Here is a 19,004-nt window from a genome sequence, read left to right as displayed (position 1 = left end):
GTGCAAACATACAGGTTATCAAGTAGTTATGACCAAAAAGCTGTATATCAAAACCTGGGGCTGCCAAATGAACGAGTACGACTCGGAAAAAATGGCAGACCTGCTGGATTCGACACATGGCTATAGCCAGGCCGACGCGCCGGAAGATGCCGACGTTATCCTGCTTAACACCTGCTCTATCCGGGAAAAAGCTCAGGAAAAAGTATTTCACCAATTAGGCCGCTGGAAAAACCTGAAACAAACCAAACCCGACCTGATTATTGGTGTGGGAGGTTGCGTGGCATCCCAGGAAGGCGAGCTTATTCGCCAGCGCGCGCCTTTCGTTGACTTGGTTTTCGGTCCACAAACTTTGCATCGCCTGCCTGAGATGATTAACCAGTTAAAAGGTGGTGAAAAGTCAGTGGTTGATGTCAGCTTTCCGGAAATTGAAAAATTTGACCGTCTGCCAGAACCCCGTGCTGAAGGCCCTACTGCGTTTGTCTCTATTATGGAAGGCTGCTCCAAGTACTGCAGCTTCTGTGTGGTGCCCTATACCCGCGGTGAAGAAGTCAGCCGCCCTGCGGATGACGTGATCCTTGAAATCGCACAATTAGCCCAGCAGGGCGTTCGTGAAGTGAACCTGCTTGGACAAAACGTAAATGCCTACCGAGGTGAAAATCACGATGGCAGCATTTGCCGTTTCTCTGAGTTGCTGGAACTGGTAGCGGCAATCGATGGAATTGATCGTATTCGCTATACCACGTCACATCCGGTGGAGTTCACCGATGACATTATTGAGGCGTACGCGTCAATCCCTGAACTGGTGGATCATCTCCATTTGCCGGTACAAAGCGGTTCCGATCGTATTTTAAACCTGATGAAGCGCGGCCATACTGCATTGGAGTACAAATCTACCATTCGTCGTTTGCGCAAGGTGCGTCCGAATATCAGCATGTCCAGTGACTTTATCATTGGCTTCCCTGGTGAGACCGATGCGGATTTTGAAGCCACCATGGATCTGATTCAGGCCATTGATTATGACCTGAGCTTCAGCTTCATTTACAGCGCACGTCCTGGCACACCAGCTGCCGATGCCGTAGATGATGTCAGCGAAGAAACCAAAAAACAGCGCCTTTATTTGCTGCAACAACGTATTAATCAGCAGGCACTGCGAATTGCCCGCAATATGGTGGGTACGGAGCAACGTATTCTGGTTGAAGGACCGTCAAAGAAAAGCCCCATGGAATTACAGGGCCGCACGGAAAACAACCGTGTTGTAAACTTTGAAGGAACACCAGACATGATTGGCGAATTCGTCGATGTGAAAGTGACCGATGTGTTTACCAACTCTTTACGTGGCGATGTGGTTCGTCGCGAGAAAGACATGGGGTTGCGTGTCGCCGTTTCGCCCCAATCTATTATGGCTAAGCATTTGCACGAACAGCCCGACGCCACCGGTGTGGGTCAGTTTGTGCCAACAGCATAAATTTTTTAAAGCGAGGATATCAGTAACTTGAGTACTTTGGTCAGCAACGAAATTATTTTAGAACCAGAAGATAACAAAAGACTTTCCAGCCTGTGTGGCCCATTTGACGATAACATCAAACAGATTGAACGTCGGTTGGGTGTGGAGATCACGTACCGAAGCAATGCCTTTAAGGTGTTGGGTGAACCACAGCAGGCCAGTGGAGCCTCTGAGCTGCTCAAATTACTGTATATTGAAACCCAGCCAGTGAAAGGTGTCATTCCTGACCTGGATGCCGAGCAGGTGCATCTGGCAATTCAGGAGGCACGCTGCCTGGAACGGGCCGAAGCCGGCCATTATGCCAAGGATGTTCATATCCGCACTAAGCGTGGCGTTATCAAGCCACGCAACCCTAACCAGTCGCAGTACGTTGATAACATTATCAATCACGATATCAGCTTCGGTATTGGCCCTGCTGGTACCGGTAAAACCTACCTGGCGGTTGCCTGTGCCGTAGATGCGCTGGAGCGACAGGAAGTGCGTCGCATCCTGCTCACACGTCCAGCTGTGGAAGCTGGTGAAAAGCTCGGTTTTCTGCCCGGTGATCTTTCGCAAAAAGTCGATCCTTATCTGCGCCCGCTTTATGATGCCCTGTTTGAAATGCTCGGTTTCGAGAAAGTAGAAAAGCTGATGGAACGTAATGTCATCGAAGTTGCACCACTGGCTTACATGCGTGGCCGTACGCTTAATGATGCCTTCATCATTCTGGATGAAAGTCAGAACACGACGACAGAACAGATGAAAATGTTTCTGACGCGGATCGGCTTTAATTCAAAAGCGGTTATAACCGGAGACATCACTCAGGTTGACCTGCCACGTGGCGTGCGCTCAGGGCTTCGCCACAGCATTGACGTGCTCAATTCAGTGAACGATATTTCATTTAATTTCTTTAATGCCACCGACGTAGTGCGCCACCCGGTTGTAGCGCGAATTGTGCAGGCGTATGAAGCCCATGACGCCGAGCAGGAAAAAATTCGCAAAGCCAAAAAAGAAGAAGCGATGAAGCAGGCTGAAGACAGTGCCGCTGCAGCCGACAAATCAAACAAGAGCGATAAATCATGACCGCACAGGTCGATTATCAACGTGCATTTGAATCCGAACAACTCATTCCTGATGAAGCTCAGGTAACGGCCTGGGCATCCGAGGTCTATGAGGCACAAGGCGTAAGCGATCAGGAAGTGACCATTCGCTTTGTTGATGAAGAAGAATCACAGGCACTGAATTATCAGTTCCGCGGCAAAGATAAGCCCACCAATGTATTATCTTTTCCCTTCGAATGTCCTCCCGATATCCCGGTAAATTTACTGGGCGATCTGGTAGTTTGTGTTCCGGTTATCCACCGCGAAGCCGAAGAACAGGGAAAGAATGTAGAGCATCATTATGCCCATATGATTGTTCATGGCATTCTGCATCTGTTGGGTTTCGATCACCAGAACGACGACGAAGCGGAAGAAATGGAAAGCCGCGAAATTCACATTTTGTCTCAATTAGAGATTGACGATCCTTACCAGGAACATTAACTTGGCGTTTGGATATAAGAAATTACGGAAATTATGAGCGACGATAACCCCCACTCTACCAACGGCTCCCCGGGACGAAGTTGGTTAGACAAACTAAAACTGACATTCACTGGCGAGCCGCAAAGCAAGCAAGACCTGGTTGAAGTGATTACGGAAGCCGAACAACGCGAACTTATCGATCCGCAGACAAGGGAGATGATAGAAGGCGTAATAGGCGTAAATGAAATGCGGGTTCGGGACATCATGATCCCACGCGCTCAAATGACTACCATCGACATCGAGCAAAATGTAGAAGAGTTTCTGCCAGTTATGCTCGAGTCTGCCCACTCCCGCTTCCCTGTTATCAGTGAAGATAAAGACCATATTGAAGGGATACTGCTGGCAAAGGATTTGCTGAGCTACGCCTTTAACCCTGAAAGAGAATTCCAGCTTCGCGACATTCTGCGCCCTGCGGTTATCGTTCCGGAAAGTAAACGGGTAGATGTGCTGCTAAAAGAGTTTCGTCAGCAGCGTTATCATATGGCAATCGTGGTGGATGAATATGGCGGCGTTTCCGGTCTGGTTACTATCGAAGATATTCTGGAGATCATCGTCGGTGAAATCGAGGATGAATACGACACCGAAGAAGACGGTACAGACGACATTCGTCCCCTCAACAAATACACCTATTCAGTAAAAGCGCTAACGCCGGTGGAAGAATTTAACAGCTTTTTTGAAACCAGCTTTAGTGAAGAGGAAGCTGACACTATTGGCGGTATTGTGCTCAAAGCATTCGGGCATATGCCGGCAACCAATGATGAGATCAATATTGGTGATATTCAGTTTAAAATTACCAATTCAGATAAGCGCCGCCTGGTGCAACTTAAGGTTACCGTTCCGTCATTGGAGTAATTGACGCTGAAAGCACTGGTTTCCCCCTTACTACTTTTACTGAGTGGCGCCAGCCTTACGCTGGCGTTTGCGCCTTTCTCTATCTGGCCGGTGGCTCTGCTTGCGCTGGGTCTGGGGATAAGACGGGTAGCAAAAGCACCGGGTAATGGCTTTAAAGCCGGATGGTTGTTCGGCTTTGGCTGGTTTGGTGCAGGTATCAGTTGGGTTCATGTCAGTATTGCCGATTTCGGCGGCTTACCTCTAATTGCCTCTGTAGCTTTGATGGCTCTGCTTTGTGGCTATCTGGCGCTGTATCCCGCCCTTGCGCTCTGGATCAACAAGAAATACTTTTCCGTAGCGGTGTGGCCGCTAACCCTGCCATTGCTCTGGTTCATTTCCGAGTGGCTCAGAAGCTGGGTACTTACAGGCTTTCCGTGGTTATCACTAGGCTACAGTCAATTGGATAGTCCGCTGCTGGGCTGGTTTCCGGTAATCGGTGAGACCGGCGTTACCGCTCTGCTCATCAGTCTGGGGGCACTGCTAGCGATAAGTCAGACACTCCCCCGTATTGTCCTATCATCACTGGCGGTGGTGATTGCTTATGTCAGTGGATGGGTTGCCAGTCAGCATGACTGGGTAACTGCCCATAAAAGATATGACGTTGCCATGGTTCAGGGTAACATCAAACAGTCTCTGCGGTGGGTACCCGAACAGGACGTTCCTACCATGCAAAAATACCAGGCGCTCACTGAAGGCCTGTGGGATAACGACCTCATCATCTGGCCGGAAGCTGCCATACCCAAACTGGAGTATCTGGCGCAGGAATTTATACTGGAAATGGATGCCCGCGCAGCGAAGCAAAATGCGGCACTGATTACCGGTGTGGTAAACTACAATTTTGAATCTGATGAAGCCTGGAATAACCTTCTGGTGCTGGGCAAAGAAGATGCTGACGCACAAACCGGGCATTATCGGTATTTTCATAATAACCGCTATGCAAAACACCATTTGCTGCCGGTGGGAGAATTTGTGCCGTTTGAGGATTTTCTGCGCCCACTGGCCCCGCTGTTTGACTTGCCCATGTCCTCTTTTTCACGTGGGGATTTTGTGCAAAAAAACCTAACCGCCAACGGCATTCATCTGGCACCGGCAATTTGTTTTGAAATCGCTTTCCCGCGTCAGGTGATGGCAAACGTACACGATGATACTGACATGATCATTACCGTTAGCAATGATGCCTGGTTTGGCCGTTCACATGGTCCGGCGCAGCACCTGCAAATCGCCCGGGCACGCGCCGCGGAAACTGGTCGCCCGGTTATTCGTGCCACCAATAATGGCATTACCGCATTTATTGATCACAAGGGACACATAACGTCGCAGTTGGAACAGTTTGCAGCTGGCAGCATTGAAGCGCCGGTAATCGCTATGCGAGGCATGACACCCTACCGCTATTTTGGCGATTTTCTCGCCCTGTGCATGACGTTTGCCGCATTTATTGTCGGGATTGGGTTGTCGCGCAAAAAAGCAAAGTAATCGCGCCATTCGCGCTTTTTGCCGCAAGCGCTGCCCTTTTCAATCTGACGTTGGTAAAGTGAATTGGTCCACCTCAATTGGTGTCGGCTTATGGTCAGGTAAATTTAGCCTATCCAACACACTACGGCGCTCTTCTATATAGACTCTTTTCTGTAACAGTAAAGCGCTTACGTGTACCGTCAAAATAACAATATCGAAACCACAAGGGAATAACATGAAACGACTAACACTGCTGTTATTGAGCATGGTGATCACCAGCGCGTTTGCTGCGCCTAAAGTGATTACCGCAGACAGAATGATTGACGTAGAAAGTGGCAAGCTTATTAACAATGCTGTTGTGGTAGTGGACGGTAATCAAATCCAGGCTGCAGGTGTGCAGGGCCGGGTAACCATACCTGATGATGCTGAGCGGGTTGACCTGGGCAACGCGACGTTAATGCCTGGCCTCATGGATATGCACGTACATTTAACCAGCGATGCCACTAAGCACGGCTACAAGCGCTTGTCGGTTTCACTGCCCCGCGCTGCCATCACCGGCGTTAAACATGCACAAGACACCTTAATGGCAGGTTTCACTACGGTCAGGAACGTTGGCGCTCCTGGCTTTGCTGACGTGGCGCTACGTGATGCCATTAACGCGGGTGATGTCCCTGGCCCACGCATGTTCGTCGCAGGTCCGTCACTTGGCGTCACCGGCGGCCACTGCGATAGCAACCTGCTCCCTTATGAATACGAAGACTACAGCGAAGGCGTAGCGGATGGTCCATGGGAAGTTCGCAAAGCAGTGCGTCGTAATATCAAATATGGCGCTACCGTTATTAAGTTCTGTGCGACTGGCGGCGTGCTGTCTAAAGGTACCAAGGTAGGCGCGCAACAATATACGCTGGAAGAGATGAAGGCGTTAATTGCCGAGGCGCATTTACGTGGACTGACTGTGGCAACGCATGCCCACGGCACCAGCGGCATTAAAGATGCTATTCGCGCTGGCGTTGATTCGGTGGAGCACGTAAGTTTGCTGGATGATGAAGCCATTGAGCTGGCACTGAAAAATGGTACTTATTTCTCTATGGACATTTACGTAACTGAATACATTCTGGGCGAAGGCGAAAAAGCCGGCATTCTTGAAGAAAGTCTGAACAAGGAGCGTGTAGTAGGTAAGCGTCAGCGCGAGAACTTTGAAAAGGCCGTGAAAGCGGGTGTAAAAATGGTATTTGGCTCAGACGCTGGTGTCTATCCTCATGGTGATAACGGCAAACAATTTGCCCGCATGGTGAAGTTCGGCATGACCCCTATGCAGGCCATACAGGCCGCTACCATCAATCCAGCCACGTTGCTTAAGCAACAGGACACCTTAGGCAGCCTGTCTGAGGGTAAGCTGGCTGACATGGTTGCCGTTCCAGGTAACCCATTGGAAGATATGCAGAAAATGGAAGATATCCGTTTCGTTATGAAGGATGGCCAAATCGTAAAAACACTGGCAATGTAATTTTTTTCATATTTTCTACTTGAAAAAATTCTCGCTATCCTCACTTTAATGTTGTCGGTGCTGAATGGTCAGGCCGACAACACTGCCGCCGTTAATCGGGGCACATTTAACTTACATATTGCTTAATTTTGAGGATATGACTATGCGTACTATCGATCTATCTCCACTTTACCGTTCATTTATTGGCTCAGATCATCTGGCTAATCTGGTTGATGCTGCCAGCAGAACTGAAAAGCAAAGCAGTTACCCTCCTTACAACATTGAATTGCGTGGCGAAGACAACTACCGCATTACTATGGCCGTGGCAGGTTTCAGCGAAGACAATATCACCATAGAGGTACAGGAGAATACGCTGACTGTAGCAGGAAAAGTGGAATTTCCAGACACTGAGAAAAAACGTGAGTTTCTGCACAAAGGAATTTCCGATCGTAATTTCGAACGCAAGTTCCAGTTAGGTGATCATGTTGAAGTAACAGGAGCAGACATGGAACATGGACTGCTACATATTGATATGAAGCGAGTCATACCTGAGGCGAAAAAGCCTCAAATGATTGAGATTGGAAAAGCATAATCTCAGTCCCCTAGCCTGCTTGGAACAGGCTCAGGTCTTCCCGGACACGAAAGCGGCGCCACTCGGCGCCGTTTTCATATCAGCTTCATGGCTTCTATGATGTTTTCTACTACCGCACCTATTGCCCACGACGCAGGAATTGACAGCAAAATTAACGATGATTTAATCCCCTGAGGAATATCAACGGGCCATTCGGAAACAGCAGTTATTTCTTGCTTTGCATTGATCAGTGCACTGAGTCTGCGTAAGCGTTCCGGATCATCGGTCAATCGTCGTTGTCTTTGGCTGTTATCATTAAACAGCGTTTTAATAGCATCGTTGATTCGAGATACAGCCATGTCTTTTTTATTTGAGATAACTGACTGGATCCGGGTAACCGGCCAGAACAGAAAACACACTAACACAATAAATACCGTTGCAACGATGATCCTGTCTACCCAGGGAACGTCGCGCCCTAGCCAGAACAGCGGTACAAGACACAACCCGATAGCGCTGATAATGGCATTGGTAATCACCAGGTCCGATAAGTGGCTCAGTTTTTCAATCCCAAAAAGATCAATCAGACGTGTGTTCAGAAAATGCTTTAACACAAACTGAGTGATGAAAATCAGCTCGTAGATAACCAGAAAGATAAGCCCCCAGAAGAAAAATGCGATAAAGCACAAATACAGCTCTAATGCACCGGAGTCAGCTCGCAACAGGTTCTCTGATAGCAAATAGACGCTGGTCATCACCAGCGAAAAAATGACGGCAGCCCGCTTTCCGTTCCTCACACCACGATCCAGATGTGATTCCATTTCTGCAGGCGACATAGACACCTTGTTACGTTTTAGAAATAGTTGCAGGCAAGCACGCCAGCGCTGATTCAGATGATAATGAGAAAACAACATAAAACCTGACATCAGAGGCAGTGCTATCGCCCCGTTTCTCATTCGCAGACCGTCAGACTGCGTCAACGTGGCAGGATCAAAGGCACCCAGCAAGAAAGCAATAAACATCATTACCAGTGAAATGGCGACAAATGAAAACGAGTAGCGTACTCGCTGAAGGCCATGCCCCTGCATTACATTATCTGCTTCATAAGCTGAGCGACTACGCCGGAACCGGTCCATGAAACTACCGGCAATACCATAAGCACAACAATTTTTATGGTGGAGGGGAAAGTCATTGGCCATACAGGCGCATTACTGATTTCTTTTCGCACTGTGAGCAAGTCTGAAATAAACTGAAGCCGAGCTGTATTGTCGACCAACCGCCGATCATCTTTTTGTGGTGCGGAAGCGCCTTTAAGCTGTATTTTTAATGTGTCGTTAATTCTCGACAGCGTCATTTCTCTGCGCAAACTGACGATTTTACTCATCTCGATAACAGGCTGGAGCAGTATCAACAGGATAACCAGTGAAAATACCAGCATCAGCAGAGCGTCTGCCAGCGGCAGCGTAATGAACAAAGCATTCAATCCGAAAATGGTCAGCAACAGTGAGGCTACAAGAAAATTCGTAACGACCAGATGACATACCGGGCGCAGTCTCTCTATCTCAAACAACCTGACACGAAAATATTGGTTCAGGTGTTTACGAAGAAATTTCAGAGTCAATACATTGGCTGTCAGTACATGGAGTATGCTCAGCCACAACGGGAATGCCTGCACTAACAATATTATTCGTCGTGGCTCATCCCCCAGGGTCGCAGTGATCTCTTGAGACACCAGATATGCCGTTGATAAGACCAGTGCCGCAATAACCAGCATCCATCTGAGCTGTTCAACACGACTGACCATGATCCGCACCAACCAGCCTTCCATCCGTGAGAGGTTATCGTGGCGTCGGTGACTTATGACGGCGGCCAGATACTGCGACGCCTTAACCACATTGATGCGGTATCCCCACCACGCCATTGCTGTCAAAATGGGGATGACAAACGCCGCCCCCGCATCCCGTGCTGCAAGTGAATCAGGCGGATGTGAAAAGGAAATAAACCCCAGCAGGGAATTAACCGACAATAATATCATGCCGTAAAATAACGGCGCCGCTGCGAGCTCTCTGGCGTTTCGCATATGCTTCTGCAAACTGCTTCCCTTCAGTTTTATGGCTGCTCCTATTAAAGACCATGGTCAAAAAACAGGCAAGTTTTAACGCACTTTACCCTCGTCACGGTGAACACTGATCTTATCGGCGCTACGCAATCACAAGACGTCAGCCTGCCTGTCATGGATGCGCAATGTAAAAATAAAATTTTTTTTGAAATGCGACTTGAAAACAATTTGCACGGATATATATATCTTATGTCGACGCTGAATGGCCAGGTCGACAAACAAAATCAGAGTCGCCAGCAAACTGGGGCTCGTTAATCACATATTGCTTTATATTGAGGATATGACTATGCGTACTATCGATCTATCTCCACTTTACCGTTCATTCATTGGTTCAGACCATCTTGCATCGCTTGTCGATGCGGCAACACGTGCCGAGAAACAAAGCTCTTACCCGCCATACAACATTGAGTTGCTGGGTGAAGACAAATATCGCGTAACAATGGCCGTTGCAGGCTTTAGCAAAGATGACGTCACCATTGAAGTTCAGGAAAACACGCTGACCGTTACCGGCAAGAAAGCCGATGACGAGAAAGAAGCCACTGAAGAACGTAAGTTCCTTCACAAAGGTATTTCTGAAAGAAACTTCGAGCGTAAGTTCCAGTTAGGCGACCATGTAAAAGTACTGGCTGCTGACATGGAACATGGCTTACTGCACATCGATATGGAGCGCGTCATTCCTGAAGCGAAGAAGCCACGTCAGATTGAGATTGGTTCACGCTTAATTGAAAACAAATAACCGTTAGTCAGGTTAATGAAAAACGGCGCTTCTGGCGCCGTTTTTTTTATTCCTTTATCACTACCGTGCCCGCAATATAATCGTGAATAGCCCGTCGCTTTTGGTTGGTCAGCATAGAAATAACTTCCAGCAGATGCCAGACCAGCAAACTCCATGTAAACATCATCAACCCCATCTCAAGCCAGCCAGAAATATTCGTGATAACGCCCCACTGCAGTAAAGAAGCAACAATTATGATGACCAGTGTGGACATAATTGGCACACAGTCGCGCAGCGCAGCCTGAGCAAAGGTAATCGCAGACTCGGTTTTTTCATCCAGTACCTTAACTCCCGTCACCATTTTTCCAAGAGTCTGACCATACAGGCCATGCATGATAACGGCATAGGCGATAAGGATGGCACTGTCTATCCACCAGAACCATGGTGACTCTTTGAACCCGGTCAGCAAGGAAAGTACTCCTAAGCCAATGGCGGTTATCAGCGAGTCGACAATCATGGCCCCTACCCTTGGACCAAACGTTTTGTATTTATCCAGTGGGTCGGTTTCGTCACTGTGTTGTTGCTCGTCGTGACTAAAAGTATTCAGTAATCTATCAAGCTGTGCTGCCCTTTGAGGGTAAAGGGTGCGATCAACTGACTCCCTGGCTTCAACCAGTTCGTCGAATGTGTAGCGGGAATATTCTGGTGTGTCCACGGTATCTCCATTTACTCTTATTGTTTTTCCTTTTAAGACAAGGTTGATAATAAGTGCTGTACCCAGCGTTAGTAAATAGTAACCACTCGTTTGCGATACATGGCGCTGATAATGATGACGTATTACGAAGCGCCGGTTATGCGACGGCCTGAGAGAGTGAACGGGGAGACAGCCTATTCATGAAACCAAGGGTGACAGGATGGTCTGACAAGCCATGGGCAGAAAAAACCTAACGTGATAATGGCGCAGAAATCTAAAAAGGTATGCCATTAGTTTAGGAGAGGTTTACATTTTACTTTGATAAACTGCTTTATCTACTATAACTGCCAGGGTATTTGATGAATCAGGAACAAATCAATAATCCGTTGCACGGGCTTACGTTGGAAACGATTTTAACTCGGCTACATGAGCACTACGGTTGGAATGGCTTATATCAACGGGTAAGGGTAAATTGCTTTAGTAATGACCCTTCAATTAAATCATCACTAAAATTTTTACGTAAAACACAATGGGCCAGGGATAAAGTAGAGTCATTGTACTTAGATACGTTTACGTAATGGAGTGAAGCTGCGCATAACAATTTACTGTTGGCGCTCGCTTCGTTCGCTGGGACGCAAACACGGCACCGCTTCGCGATTATAGCCCATGCTTGCGCCCCAAAGCTTTGTATTAAGGGGCAGGAATAGCAGATGCAAAAATCGCAGATTATGAAAGACAAGATTATTTCAGCAGTGAGAACATTTGCTACCTCGAAAACATCAGGCAGCAAAGTAGTCCCCGATATGTCTGAACTAATTGAAGCTACATCTTTGTTACCTCTTTCTGGTTTTGACTACTGGGAACGAATCATTCGATCAGAATTTTCTTCAACCGTAAGGGAGCCTCTTTCCCCCAAATGGAAACTGTGGTCAAGACCTAAGGAATTCGTAACCTGGCTTGATCTTCTTAGCTGGGATGGCTACAAACGTGAAAAAGCGCTTCGAGCTTTATCTGGGGCTGCTCCGAATACTTTCTTTTATTCCCTTGCAGTTCGTAGACTTAATGACTGGGTGCCCCAGGTTCGTAAAGCCGCGAGGGAGAAACTACCAGAGATAACAAGATCAACTGCTCCTGAATATGTAGTTGAGGCATTGTGCGTTGCGCTTTCAAACTGGAACTCCTGGGGTAGGATAGAAAAAGCAGATAAAGCGGTTCTTCTGGAAATTATTAGTGAAAAGCATTTAGCAAAATCCCTACGGTCTAAGCTAATCATGTCTGCTTCAGGGCCAATGCCTTCTCTTTTTTCTCAGCTTGGTCGCACTGCGATACTTGATGATCACATTGCAAAAATAGCTACATCTGCAATTCAGCCATCGGTTCGGGCTAGGGCCTACCGCAGCTTGTTTGAAGGACGGATTGTATGGTTCGAAGACCGAAAATGGGTGTGGACTGATATAAGGTACTGCGAAGGCCGGCTAAAGCCTGTCATACGTGAGCGGAAGTTAGAAATTGACATCCCGCTAATAGACTTACTAAAGAGATCATCTGAAGATAGTTCTCCCATTGTTAGGCGCGTTTCAGCAGAATTTCTAATACGAGAACTGGGAAGTCTAGGTACAAAGGCAACAGTTTTTGCCGAACGCTTTGCTACAGATAACTCAAACTCTGTATCTGAAAGAGGTGAGTTTGCGTTAAGAAAATTAGACGAGGCAGAGCGAACTAATGCCTCTTAACAAACGTATGTTGTCGGACTAATTTTCCGCTGCCCCAAACCACAAGTAAATACGGGCATTAACCGTGCCCTCCTTGCCTGAAGCGGCAGTTTGATGATTCGTAAGTCAACTTTTGCTTTTCACTCATTGCTGCCTGATAGGCCAGGCCGAAAAGCTACAGGACGTTTATCAGATCAGAACGAGCCACTGCAAATCACAGCAGCCCCTTTAATCGTGCCAGACCAAACGCGTTACAGGTGGTGGCATCTTTGATTTCGCCGGCAACTATCTTAGCCTCAAGCTCCTTTACGCTGACTGTTTTGGATAACAGCCCTTCCTCTTCAGGGTCGAGGTTCTTTTGTGTCATAGTTAGGTCTCGGGCAACAAAAATATGGTAGCCCTGGTCGCAAAATCCATACGCCAGATACTGATAGCCTACGTAATCCCACTGCTTAGCTATTAGCCCGGTTTCCTCCTGTAGTTCTCCGGCTGCAAGCACCTGTGGGTCGGCATCGGGATTCTCTTCCCATGCTCCCTGCGGAAACTCCAGTTGACGTTCTCCAATGGGATAGCGGAACTGCTCCACCATGTACACGAGGTCATCCTGTACAGCAATAACAATCGCGAAGTCTGGCTTCTCTACCACACTGTAGACGCCCTCATTTCCGCTTTCCCGCAAAATGCGATCTTCACGTAGCGTCATCCACTTATTTTGGTACACAACCCGGCTGCTTAGCGTGTCAATTTCCTTTCCCATCGTATTCTCCTGGCTTACCGCAAGTGGCTTAATGTACTCGTAATCAAGGTATAAATCTTCACCATGAAACGCGTTCAACTGTTAGGGTAAAAGGCTATCATCTGAAAGACTTCACTGCGACTGTGTATTATCGGGAGCACGTGGTTCAATCTCACCCGCTTATGCTTGTTACAGACTCGCGTTTGGCTTAAACAAGCTTCTCTTTCACCATTTTCGCTTGTGTTGAACGAGAGAAAGCACTTATCAGTTCATCTTGTAGCCGGGTAACAGCTACTGAAAACAACGAGGAAAGCCACAATGACAAAAACATGGCTATAATAAAACGCTGTGGAGAACCCAAAGCTTAGACTGGCGGGGAATGAAAAAAGCCGGTAAAAACCGGCTTCTTGATATCAGATATACTCAACTTCGGAGATTTCATACTCCATTGGGCCGTTTGGCGTCTGAATGGTTACCACGTCATCCAGCTCTTTACCGATCAGGCCGCGAGCAATGGGTGAATTCACAGAAATCAGATTATTTTTGATATCCGCTTCATCATCACCCACGATGCGATAGCGTGTCTCTTCGTCGGTTTCCAGGTTCAGGATAGTTACAGTAGTCCCGAAAATCACCTTGCCGGTATTTTCCATCTTGGTAACATCGATGATCTGAGCATTAGATAGCTTGCCCTCGATATCCTGAATACGCCCTTCGCAAAAGCTCTGTTGTTCACGGGCTGCATGATACTCAGCATTTTCTTTTAAATCGCCATGTTCACGCGCTTCTGCAATCGCTTCGATAATGCGTGGACGTGTCTTGGTTTTCAGTTCGTTTAATTCGTCGCGCAATAGCTGTGCGCCACGAGCGGTCATCGGATACTGACTCATGGATTCGATCTCACTTCCTGATTGTCTTCGTTTGTCTGTGACAGAGATAAAAAGTGCGCCTTCAGGCGCACTTTTAAAACACTATTTAAGACAGGATAGCGCGTATCCTGCCTGTTGTCATCAAGGATTGATGCGGGCGTGCAGCTCTTGTACAGACGCCACTTTGCCTCGGTCATCAGCGGATTTTGCACGTACTGTGGCAAACGCCGCGTTCATCGTTGTGGTATAGGTTACCTTATTGATTAAGGCTTCACGACGAATATAAACCGAGTCGGTGATTGCCTGGCGTCCTTCCGTGGTGTTAATGATGTAATCATACTCACCATTTTTAATCGCATCGACGATATTCGGACGACCTTCGGACAACTTGTTCACCACGGTGCTCATAATGCCGGCATCGTAAAGCGTCGTTGCAGTGCCGCGCGTAGCCTCAATACTAAAGCCATTTTCCACCAGCGCCTTGGCCAGCTCAATGATTTTAGATTTATCCGTGTTACGCACAGACAACAGCGCTTTGCCTGACTTCGGCAGCGGCGATCCTGCGCCCAGGTTGGCTTTCGCGTACGCTTCTTCAAACGTATCGCCTACGCCCATCACCTCACCGGTAGAGCGCATTTCCGGCCCTAACAGCGGGTCTACACCCTGGAATTTCGCAAATGGCAGCACCACTTCTTTAACTGAGAAGAACGGCGGGATCACTTCGTCAGTAATGCCCTGCTCTTTCAGAGAAATCCCGGCCATGGCGCGCGCGGCGACTTTGGCAAGCGGAATACCCGTTGCTTTAGACACAAACGGTACCGTGCGTGCCGCACGTGGGTTCACCTCAATCAGGTACACCTCGCCGTCTTTAATCGCAAACTGGGTGTTCATCAGGCCCACAACACCAAGCTCCAGCGCCATGGCTTTCACTTGTTCACGCATGGTGTCCTGAATGGCTTTTGGCAGCGAGTGTGGTGGCAGAGAACACGCAGAGTCGCCAGAGTGAACCCCGGCTTGCTCGATATGCTCCATGATACCGCCAATAACCACGTCGGTACCGTCGCAGATAGCGTCGATGTCTACTTCAATGGCATCATCCAGGAAACGGTCCAGCAGTACCGGCGCGTCATTAGACACTTTAACCGCATCTGTCAGATAACGTTTTAAGTCTTTGATGTCATATACGATTTCCATCGCACGACCACCTAAAACATAAGACGGACGAACCACCAGCGGGAAGCCGATTTCATCAGCACGGGTCAGCGCCTGGTCAAAGTTGGTGACCGTCGCATTCGCAGGTTGCTTCAGGTTCAGCTTATTCACCATGTGCTGGAAGCGCTCACGATCTTCTGCACGGTCAATGGCATCAGGCGAGGTTCCGATAATCGGTACGCCGTTAGCCTCCAGTGCGCGCGCCAGTTTCAGTGGTGTCTGACCACCGTACTGCACAATTACGCCTTTTGGCTTTTCAACGTTTACGATTTCCAGTACGTCTTCCAGCGTGACGGGTTCGAAGTACAGGCGGTCGGAAGTGTCGTAGTCGGTAGATACGGTTTCCGGGTTACAGTTAACCATGATGGTTTCGTACCCGTCTTCACGCATCGACAATGCCGCGTGCACACAGCAATAATCAAACTCGATGCCCTGTCCTATCCGGTTAGGTCCACCGCCGAGTACCATGATTTTGTCTCTGTCTGATGGGTCTGCTTCGCACTCTTCGTCGTAGGTGGAGTACATGTATGCGGTGCTGGTTGCAAACTCCGCAGCACAGGTATCTACCCGCTTATATACTGGCTTAATACCAAAGGCGTGACGCGCCTCGCGGATATCGCTTTCGGCTACTTTGGTGAGTTCAGCAAGGCGTGTATCGGCGAAACCCTTGCGTTTTAGCGTCCGCATCATATCGGCATCGATGCCGTTCAGGCCTTTCTCTTCAACCTCGGCTTCCAGCTTGATGATCTCTTCAATCTGCACAAGATACCAGCGATCGATATTGGTCAGACTAAAGACCTCATCTACCGACATGCCCATACGGAACGCATCGCCGATGTACCAGATACGCTCGGCACCGGGTTGACGTAGCTCATAGGTAACCTTGCTTTTCGCATCGCTGTCTTCCAGATTCACCATGGAATTGAAACCAGTAGCGTTCACTTCCAATCCGCGCAATGCTTTTTGCAAAGACTCCTGCTGGTTACGACCAATCGCCATCACTTCGCCTACTGACTTCATCTGTGTAGTCAGACGGTCATTAGCGCCGGCGAACTTCTCGAAGTTAAAGCGAGGAATTTTGGTAACGACGTAGTCGATTGACGGCTCGAATGATGCCGGTGTGAGGCCACCGGTGATGTCGTTGGCCAGTTCGTCCAGGGTATACCCTACCGCCAGTTTGGCGGCGACTTTAGCAATTGGGAAGCCTGTGGCTTTTGATGCCAGCGCTGACGAACGCGAGACCCGTGGGTTCATTTCAATGATAACCACACGACCGGTATCAGGGTCGACACCAAATTGTACGTTTGAACCGCCGGTTTCCACACCAATTTCGCGCAGCACGGCCATTGCCGCATTACGCATCAGCTGGAATTCTTTGTCGGTCAGGGTTTGCGCTGGTGCTACAGTAATCGAGTCACCAGTGTGTACGCCCATGGGGTCGAAGTTTTCAATGGTACAAACGATAATGCAGTTGTCCGCTTTATCGCGCACCACTTCCATTTCATATTCTTTCCACCCAATCAGTGATTCATCAATCAACAGCTCATTGGTGGGTGACAAATCCAGGCCGCGGTGGCAAATTTCATTGAACTCTTCAATGTTGTAAGCAATACCGCCGCCGGTTCCGCCCATGGTAAATGACGGACGAATAATACAAGGGAAGCCAATGCGGCTTAACACATCGTGCGCCTGCTCCATGCTTTTAGCAATTTCTGCCCGTGGGCATTCAAGGCCGATGTTACGCATGGCCTGGTCGAAGCGGTCACGGTTCTCTGCCTTATCGATAGCATCGGCAGTGGCACCAATTAACTCAACGCCGAATTCTTCCAGTACACCCTGGTTTTCCAGCTCGAGCGCACAATTCAGTGCTGTCTGCCCACCCATTGTTGGCAGCACTGCGTCAGGACGCTCTTTTTCGATAATTTTTCTGACCACTTCCCAGTGGATTGGCTCGATATATGTCGAGTCAGCCATTTCCGGGTCAGTCATAATGGTTGCCGGGTTAGAGTTAACCAAAATTATGCGGTAACCCTCTTCACGCAACGCCTTACACGCCTGCGCGCCGGAATAGTCAAATTCACAGGCCTGACCGATAACAATAGGGCCAGCACCTAAGATAAGAATACTTTGTATGTCTGTACGTTTTGGCATAGCGGGCTCGTTCCTACTGCTTGTGTTGTTCGATGAGGTCGATGAAGTGATCAAACAGATCGGCCGCTTCGTGCGGACCCGGGCTGGCTTCAGGGTGACCCTGGAAGCTGAATGCCGGTTTATCTGTCCGATGAATACCTTGCAGTGACTTATCAAACAGCGACACGTGAGTCACTTCCAGATTGTCAGGTAAGGTACTTTCATCGACGGCGAACCCGTGGTTTTGACTGGTGATCATAACCACATCTTTCTTCAAGTCTTTTACCGGATGGTTGGCACCGTGGTGACCAAACTTCATCTTCACCGTTTTCGCGCCACTGGCCAGTGCCAGCAGTTGGTGACCTAAGCAGATTCCGAAAGTAGGGATACCTTTCGCCACGATGGCCTTGATTGCTTCAATCGCATAGTCGCACGGCTCCGGGTCGCCTGGTCCGTTTGACAAAAATACGCCATCTGGATCCATCGCTAATACTTCATCCGCAGGCGTTTGTGCCGGAACCAGTGTGATTTTACAGCCACGGTCGGACAACATACGAAGGATGTTGTGTTTCACGCCGTAGTCATACGCGACAACGTGATACTTGTGTGATTCAGGCGTGACATACCCTTTGCCTAATTGCCAGCTTCCTGCTGTCCAGTTTTTCACCTCTTTGGTGCACACTTCTTTGGCCAGATCCATGCCTTTCAGGCCGGGAAAGCCTTTCGCTGCTTCAAGCGCTTTCGCTTCGTCAAGCGTATCGTCACATACGATGCAACCATTCTGTGCGCCTTTATCGCGCAGAATACGTGTTAAACGACGAGTATCGATGTCAGCAATTCCTACAATCCCTTTTGCTTTGAGGTAATCAGACAAGGTCTGTTGATTGCGGAAGTTACTGGCAACCAGCGGAAGATCACGAATAATCAGACCTTTTGACCAGATTGTATCTGATTCAACGTCTTCTTCGTTTGTTCCGGTATTACCAATATGGGGATAAGTAAGGGTGATGATTTGTTCAGCGTAAGATGGGTCGGTAAGGATTTCCTGATAGCCAGTCATTGAAGTATTAAAGACAACTTCACCAACGGACATACCTTGAGCACCAATGGCAGTGCCTTTAAAGACGGAACCATCCTCTAACACCAAAAGGGCAGAATTAGCCAAGTCAACCTCCAGATTAAGGGTAACCGAGTGTTTCGACAGAAATCTGTCAAAACCGCACAAAAAACGGGAGGTAAGGTGTAATTTACTTCCCGTTTACAGATCTTTGCAGCTAATAAAACTGCGTCATACAGCTAAATGACGCGAAATTTTGGCAAATTCCAATGAGTATACATGACTCTTCAGAAGAGGTCT

Annotated in this window: 17 protein-coding genes; 10 read left to right on the top strand and 7 right to left on the bottom strand. The window is 48.4% G+C overall.

Annotated features, from left to right (window positions below; translation table 11 throughout):
• The first annotated feature begins 28 nt into the window (after positions 1 to 28).
• From miaB to ACLBLI_RS07590, 7 genes are all read left to right on the top strand, one after another.
• Positions 29 to 1,465, top strand: coding sequence for a tRNA (N6-isopentenyl adenosine(37)-C2)-methylthiotransferase MiaB (gene miaB / locus ACLBLI_RS07620; protein ID WP_414830502.1), 1,437 nt, complete (start codon positions 29 to 31; stop codon positions 1,463 to 1,465).
• A 27-nt stretch (positions 1,466 to 1,492) separates the two neighbouring features.
• Positions 1,493 to 2,566: a PhoH family protein gene (locus ACLBLI_RS07615; protein ID WP_414830501.1), complete on the top strand. Its 1,074-nt coding sequence runs from the start codon at positions 1,493 to 1,495 to the stop codon at positions 2,564 to 2,566.
• Complete coding sequence (gene ybeY / locus ACLBLI_RS07610; RefSeq protein ID WP_414830500.1) at positions 2,563 to 3,024, top strand: rRNA maturation RNase YbeY; 462 nt, start codon at positions 2,563 to 2,565, stop codon at positions 3,022 to 3,024. The genes ACLBLI_RS07615 and ybeY overlap by 4 nt, the downstream gene beginning before the upstream one ends.
• A gap of 33 nt (positions 3,025 to 3,057) precedes the next feature.
• Positions 3,058 to 3,915, top strand: coding sequence for a CNNM family magnesium/cobalt transport protein CorC (gene corC, locus ACLBLI_RS07605; protein WP_414830499.1), 858 nt, complete (start codon positions 3,058 to 3,060; stop codon positions 3,913 to 3,915).
• 6 nt (positions 3,916 to 3,921) lie between these two features.
• The gene (lnt, locus tag ACLBLI_RS07600; RefSeq protein WP_414830931.1) at positions 3,922 to 5,427 is read left to right on the top strand and encodes an apolipoprotein N-acyltransferase; all 1,506 of its coding nucleotides are present in this window, start codon (positions 3,922 to 3,924) and stop codon (positions 5,425 to 5,427) included.
• A gap of 244 nt (positions 5,428 to 5,671) precedes the next feature.
• Positions 5,672 to 6,913 (top strand): amidohydrolase family protein, encoded by a 1,242-nt coding sequence (locus ACLBLI_RS07595; RefSeq protein WP_414830930.1) that lies wholly within the window; start codon positions 5,672 to 5,674, stop codon positions 6,911 to 6,913.
• Positions 6,914 to 7,055: 142 nt separating this feature from the next.
• Positions 7,056 to 7,484, top strand: a complete 429-nt coding sequence (locus tag ACLBLI_RS07590) for an Hsp20 family protein (protein ID WP_414830498.1) — start codon at positions 7,056 to 7,058, stop codon at positions 7,482 to 7,484.
• 74 nt (positions 7,485 to 7,558) lie between these two features.
• Here ACLBLI_RS07590 and ACLBLI_RS07585 read toward each other — a convergent pair whose 3' ends face one another.
• Positions 7,559 to 8,596, bottom strand: coding sequence for a hypothetical protein (locus ACLBLI_RS07585; RefSeq protein ID WP_414830497.1), 1,038 nt, complete (start codon positions 8,594 to 8,596; stop codon positions 7,559 to 7,561).
• The gene (locus ACLBLI_RS07580) at positions 8,548 to 9,552 is read right to left on the bottom strand and encodes a hypothetical protein (RefSeq protein WP_414830496.1); all 1,005 of its coding nucleotides are present in this window, start codon (positions 9,550 to 9,552) and stop codon (positions 8,548 to 8,550) included. Before ACLBLI_RS07580 ends, ACLBLI_RS07585 begins: the two co-directional genes overlap by 49 nt.
• Before the next feature lie 313 nt (positions 9,553 to 9,865).
• Between ACLBLI_RS07580 and ACLBLI_RS07575 the strand changes: the two genes are divergently transcribed.
• Positions 9,866 to 10,315: an Hsp20 family protein gene (locus ACLBLI_RS07575; RefSeq protein ID WP_414830495.1), complete on the top strand. Its 450-nt coding sequence runs from the start codon at positions 9,866 to 9,868 to the stop codon at positions 10,313 to 10,315.
• Between the two features lie 46 nt (positions 10,316 to 10,361).
• On the opposite strand, the gene ACLBLI_RS07570 is transcribed toward ACLBLI_RS07575, so the two are convergent.
• Positions 10,362 to 11,009, bottom strand: coding sequence for an RDD family protein (locus tag ACLBLI_RS07570; RefSeq protein ID WP_414830494.1), 648 nt, complete (start codon positions 11,007 to 11,009; stop codon positions 10,362 to 10,364).
• Between the two features lie 338 nt (positions 11,010 to 11,347).
• Here ACLBLI_RS07570 and ACLBLI_RS07565 point away from each other — a divergent pair, with 338 nt between their 5' ends.
• Complete coding sequence (locus ACLBLI_RS07565; RefSeq protein ID WP_414830493.1) at positions 11,348 to 11,566, top strand: VF530 family DNA-binding protein; 219 nt, start codon at positions 11,348 to 11,350, stop codon at positions 11,564 to 11,566.
• A 132-nt stretch (positions 11,567 to 11,698) separates the two neighbouring features.
• Positions 11,699 to 12,721 (top strand): hypothetical protein, encoded by a 1,023-nt coding sequence (locus ACLBLI_RS07560; RefSeq protein ID WP_414830492.1) that lies wholly within the window; start codon positions 11,699 to 11,701, stop codon positions 12,719 to 12,721.
• A gap of 193 nt (positions 12,722 to 12,914) precedes the next feature.
• Here the strand turns inward: ACLBLI_RS07560 and ACLBLI_RS07555 are convergent, their stop codons facing one another.
• The 4 genes from ACLBLI_RS07555 to carA all read right to left on the bottom strand — a co-directional run bounded on the left by ACLBLI_RS07555 (position 12,915) and on the right by carA (position 18,812).
• Complete coding sequence (locus ACLBLI_RS07555) at positions 12,915 to 13,457, bottom strand: NUDIX domain-containing protein (protein WP_414830491.1); 543 nt, start codon at positions 13,455 to 13,457, stop codon at positions 12,915 to 12,917.
• Positions 13,458 to 13,849: 392 nt separating this feature from the next.
• Complete coding sequence (gene greA, locus ACLBLI_RS07550) at positions 13,850 to 14,326, bottom strand: transcription elongation factor GreA (protein ID WP_414830490.1); 477 nt, start codon at positions 14,324 to 14,326, stop codon at positions 13,850 to 13,852.
• Between the two features lie 120 nt (positions 14,327 to 14,446).
• Positions 14,447 to 17,668: a carbamoyl-phosphate synthase large subunit gene (carB, locus tag ACLBLI_RS07545; protein ID WP_414830489.1), complete on the bottom strand. Its 3,222-nt coding sequence runs from the start codon at positions 17,666 to 17,668 to the stop codon at positions 14,447 to 14,449.
• 13 nt (positions 17,669 to 17,681) lie between these two features.
• Entirely contained in the window at positions 17,682 to 18,812 is a 1,131-nt protein-coding gene (carA, locus tag ACLBLI_RS07540; RefSeq protein ID WP_414830488.1) for a glutamine-hydrolyzing carbamoyl-phosphate synthase small subunit, read from the bottom strand.
• Positions 18,813 to 19,004: the final 192 nt, after the last annotated feature.

The organism is Alteromonas sp. H39, assembly GCF_047556435.1.
Taxonomy (GTDB): Bacteria; Pseudomonadota; Gammaproteobacteria; order Enterobacterales; family Alteromonadaceae; genus Alteromonas.
The sequence above is the reverse complement of the archived record's forward strand: the minus strand, read 5'-3'. Positions and strand labels throughout refer to the sequence as shown.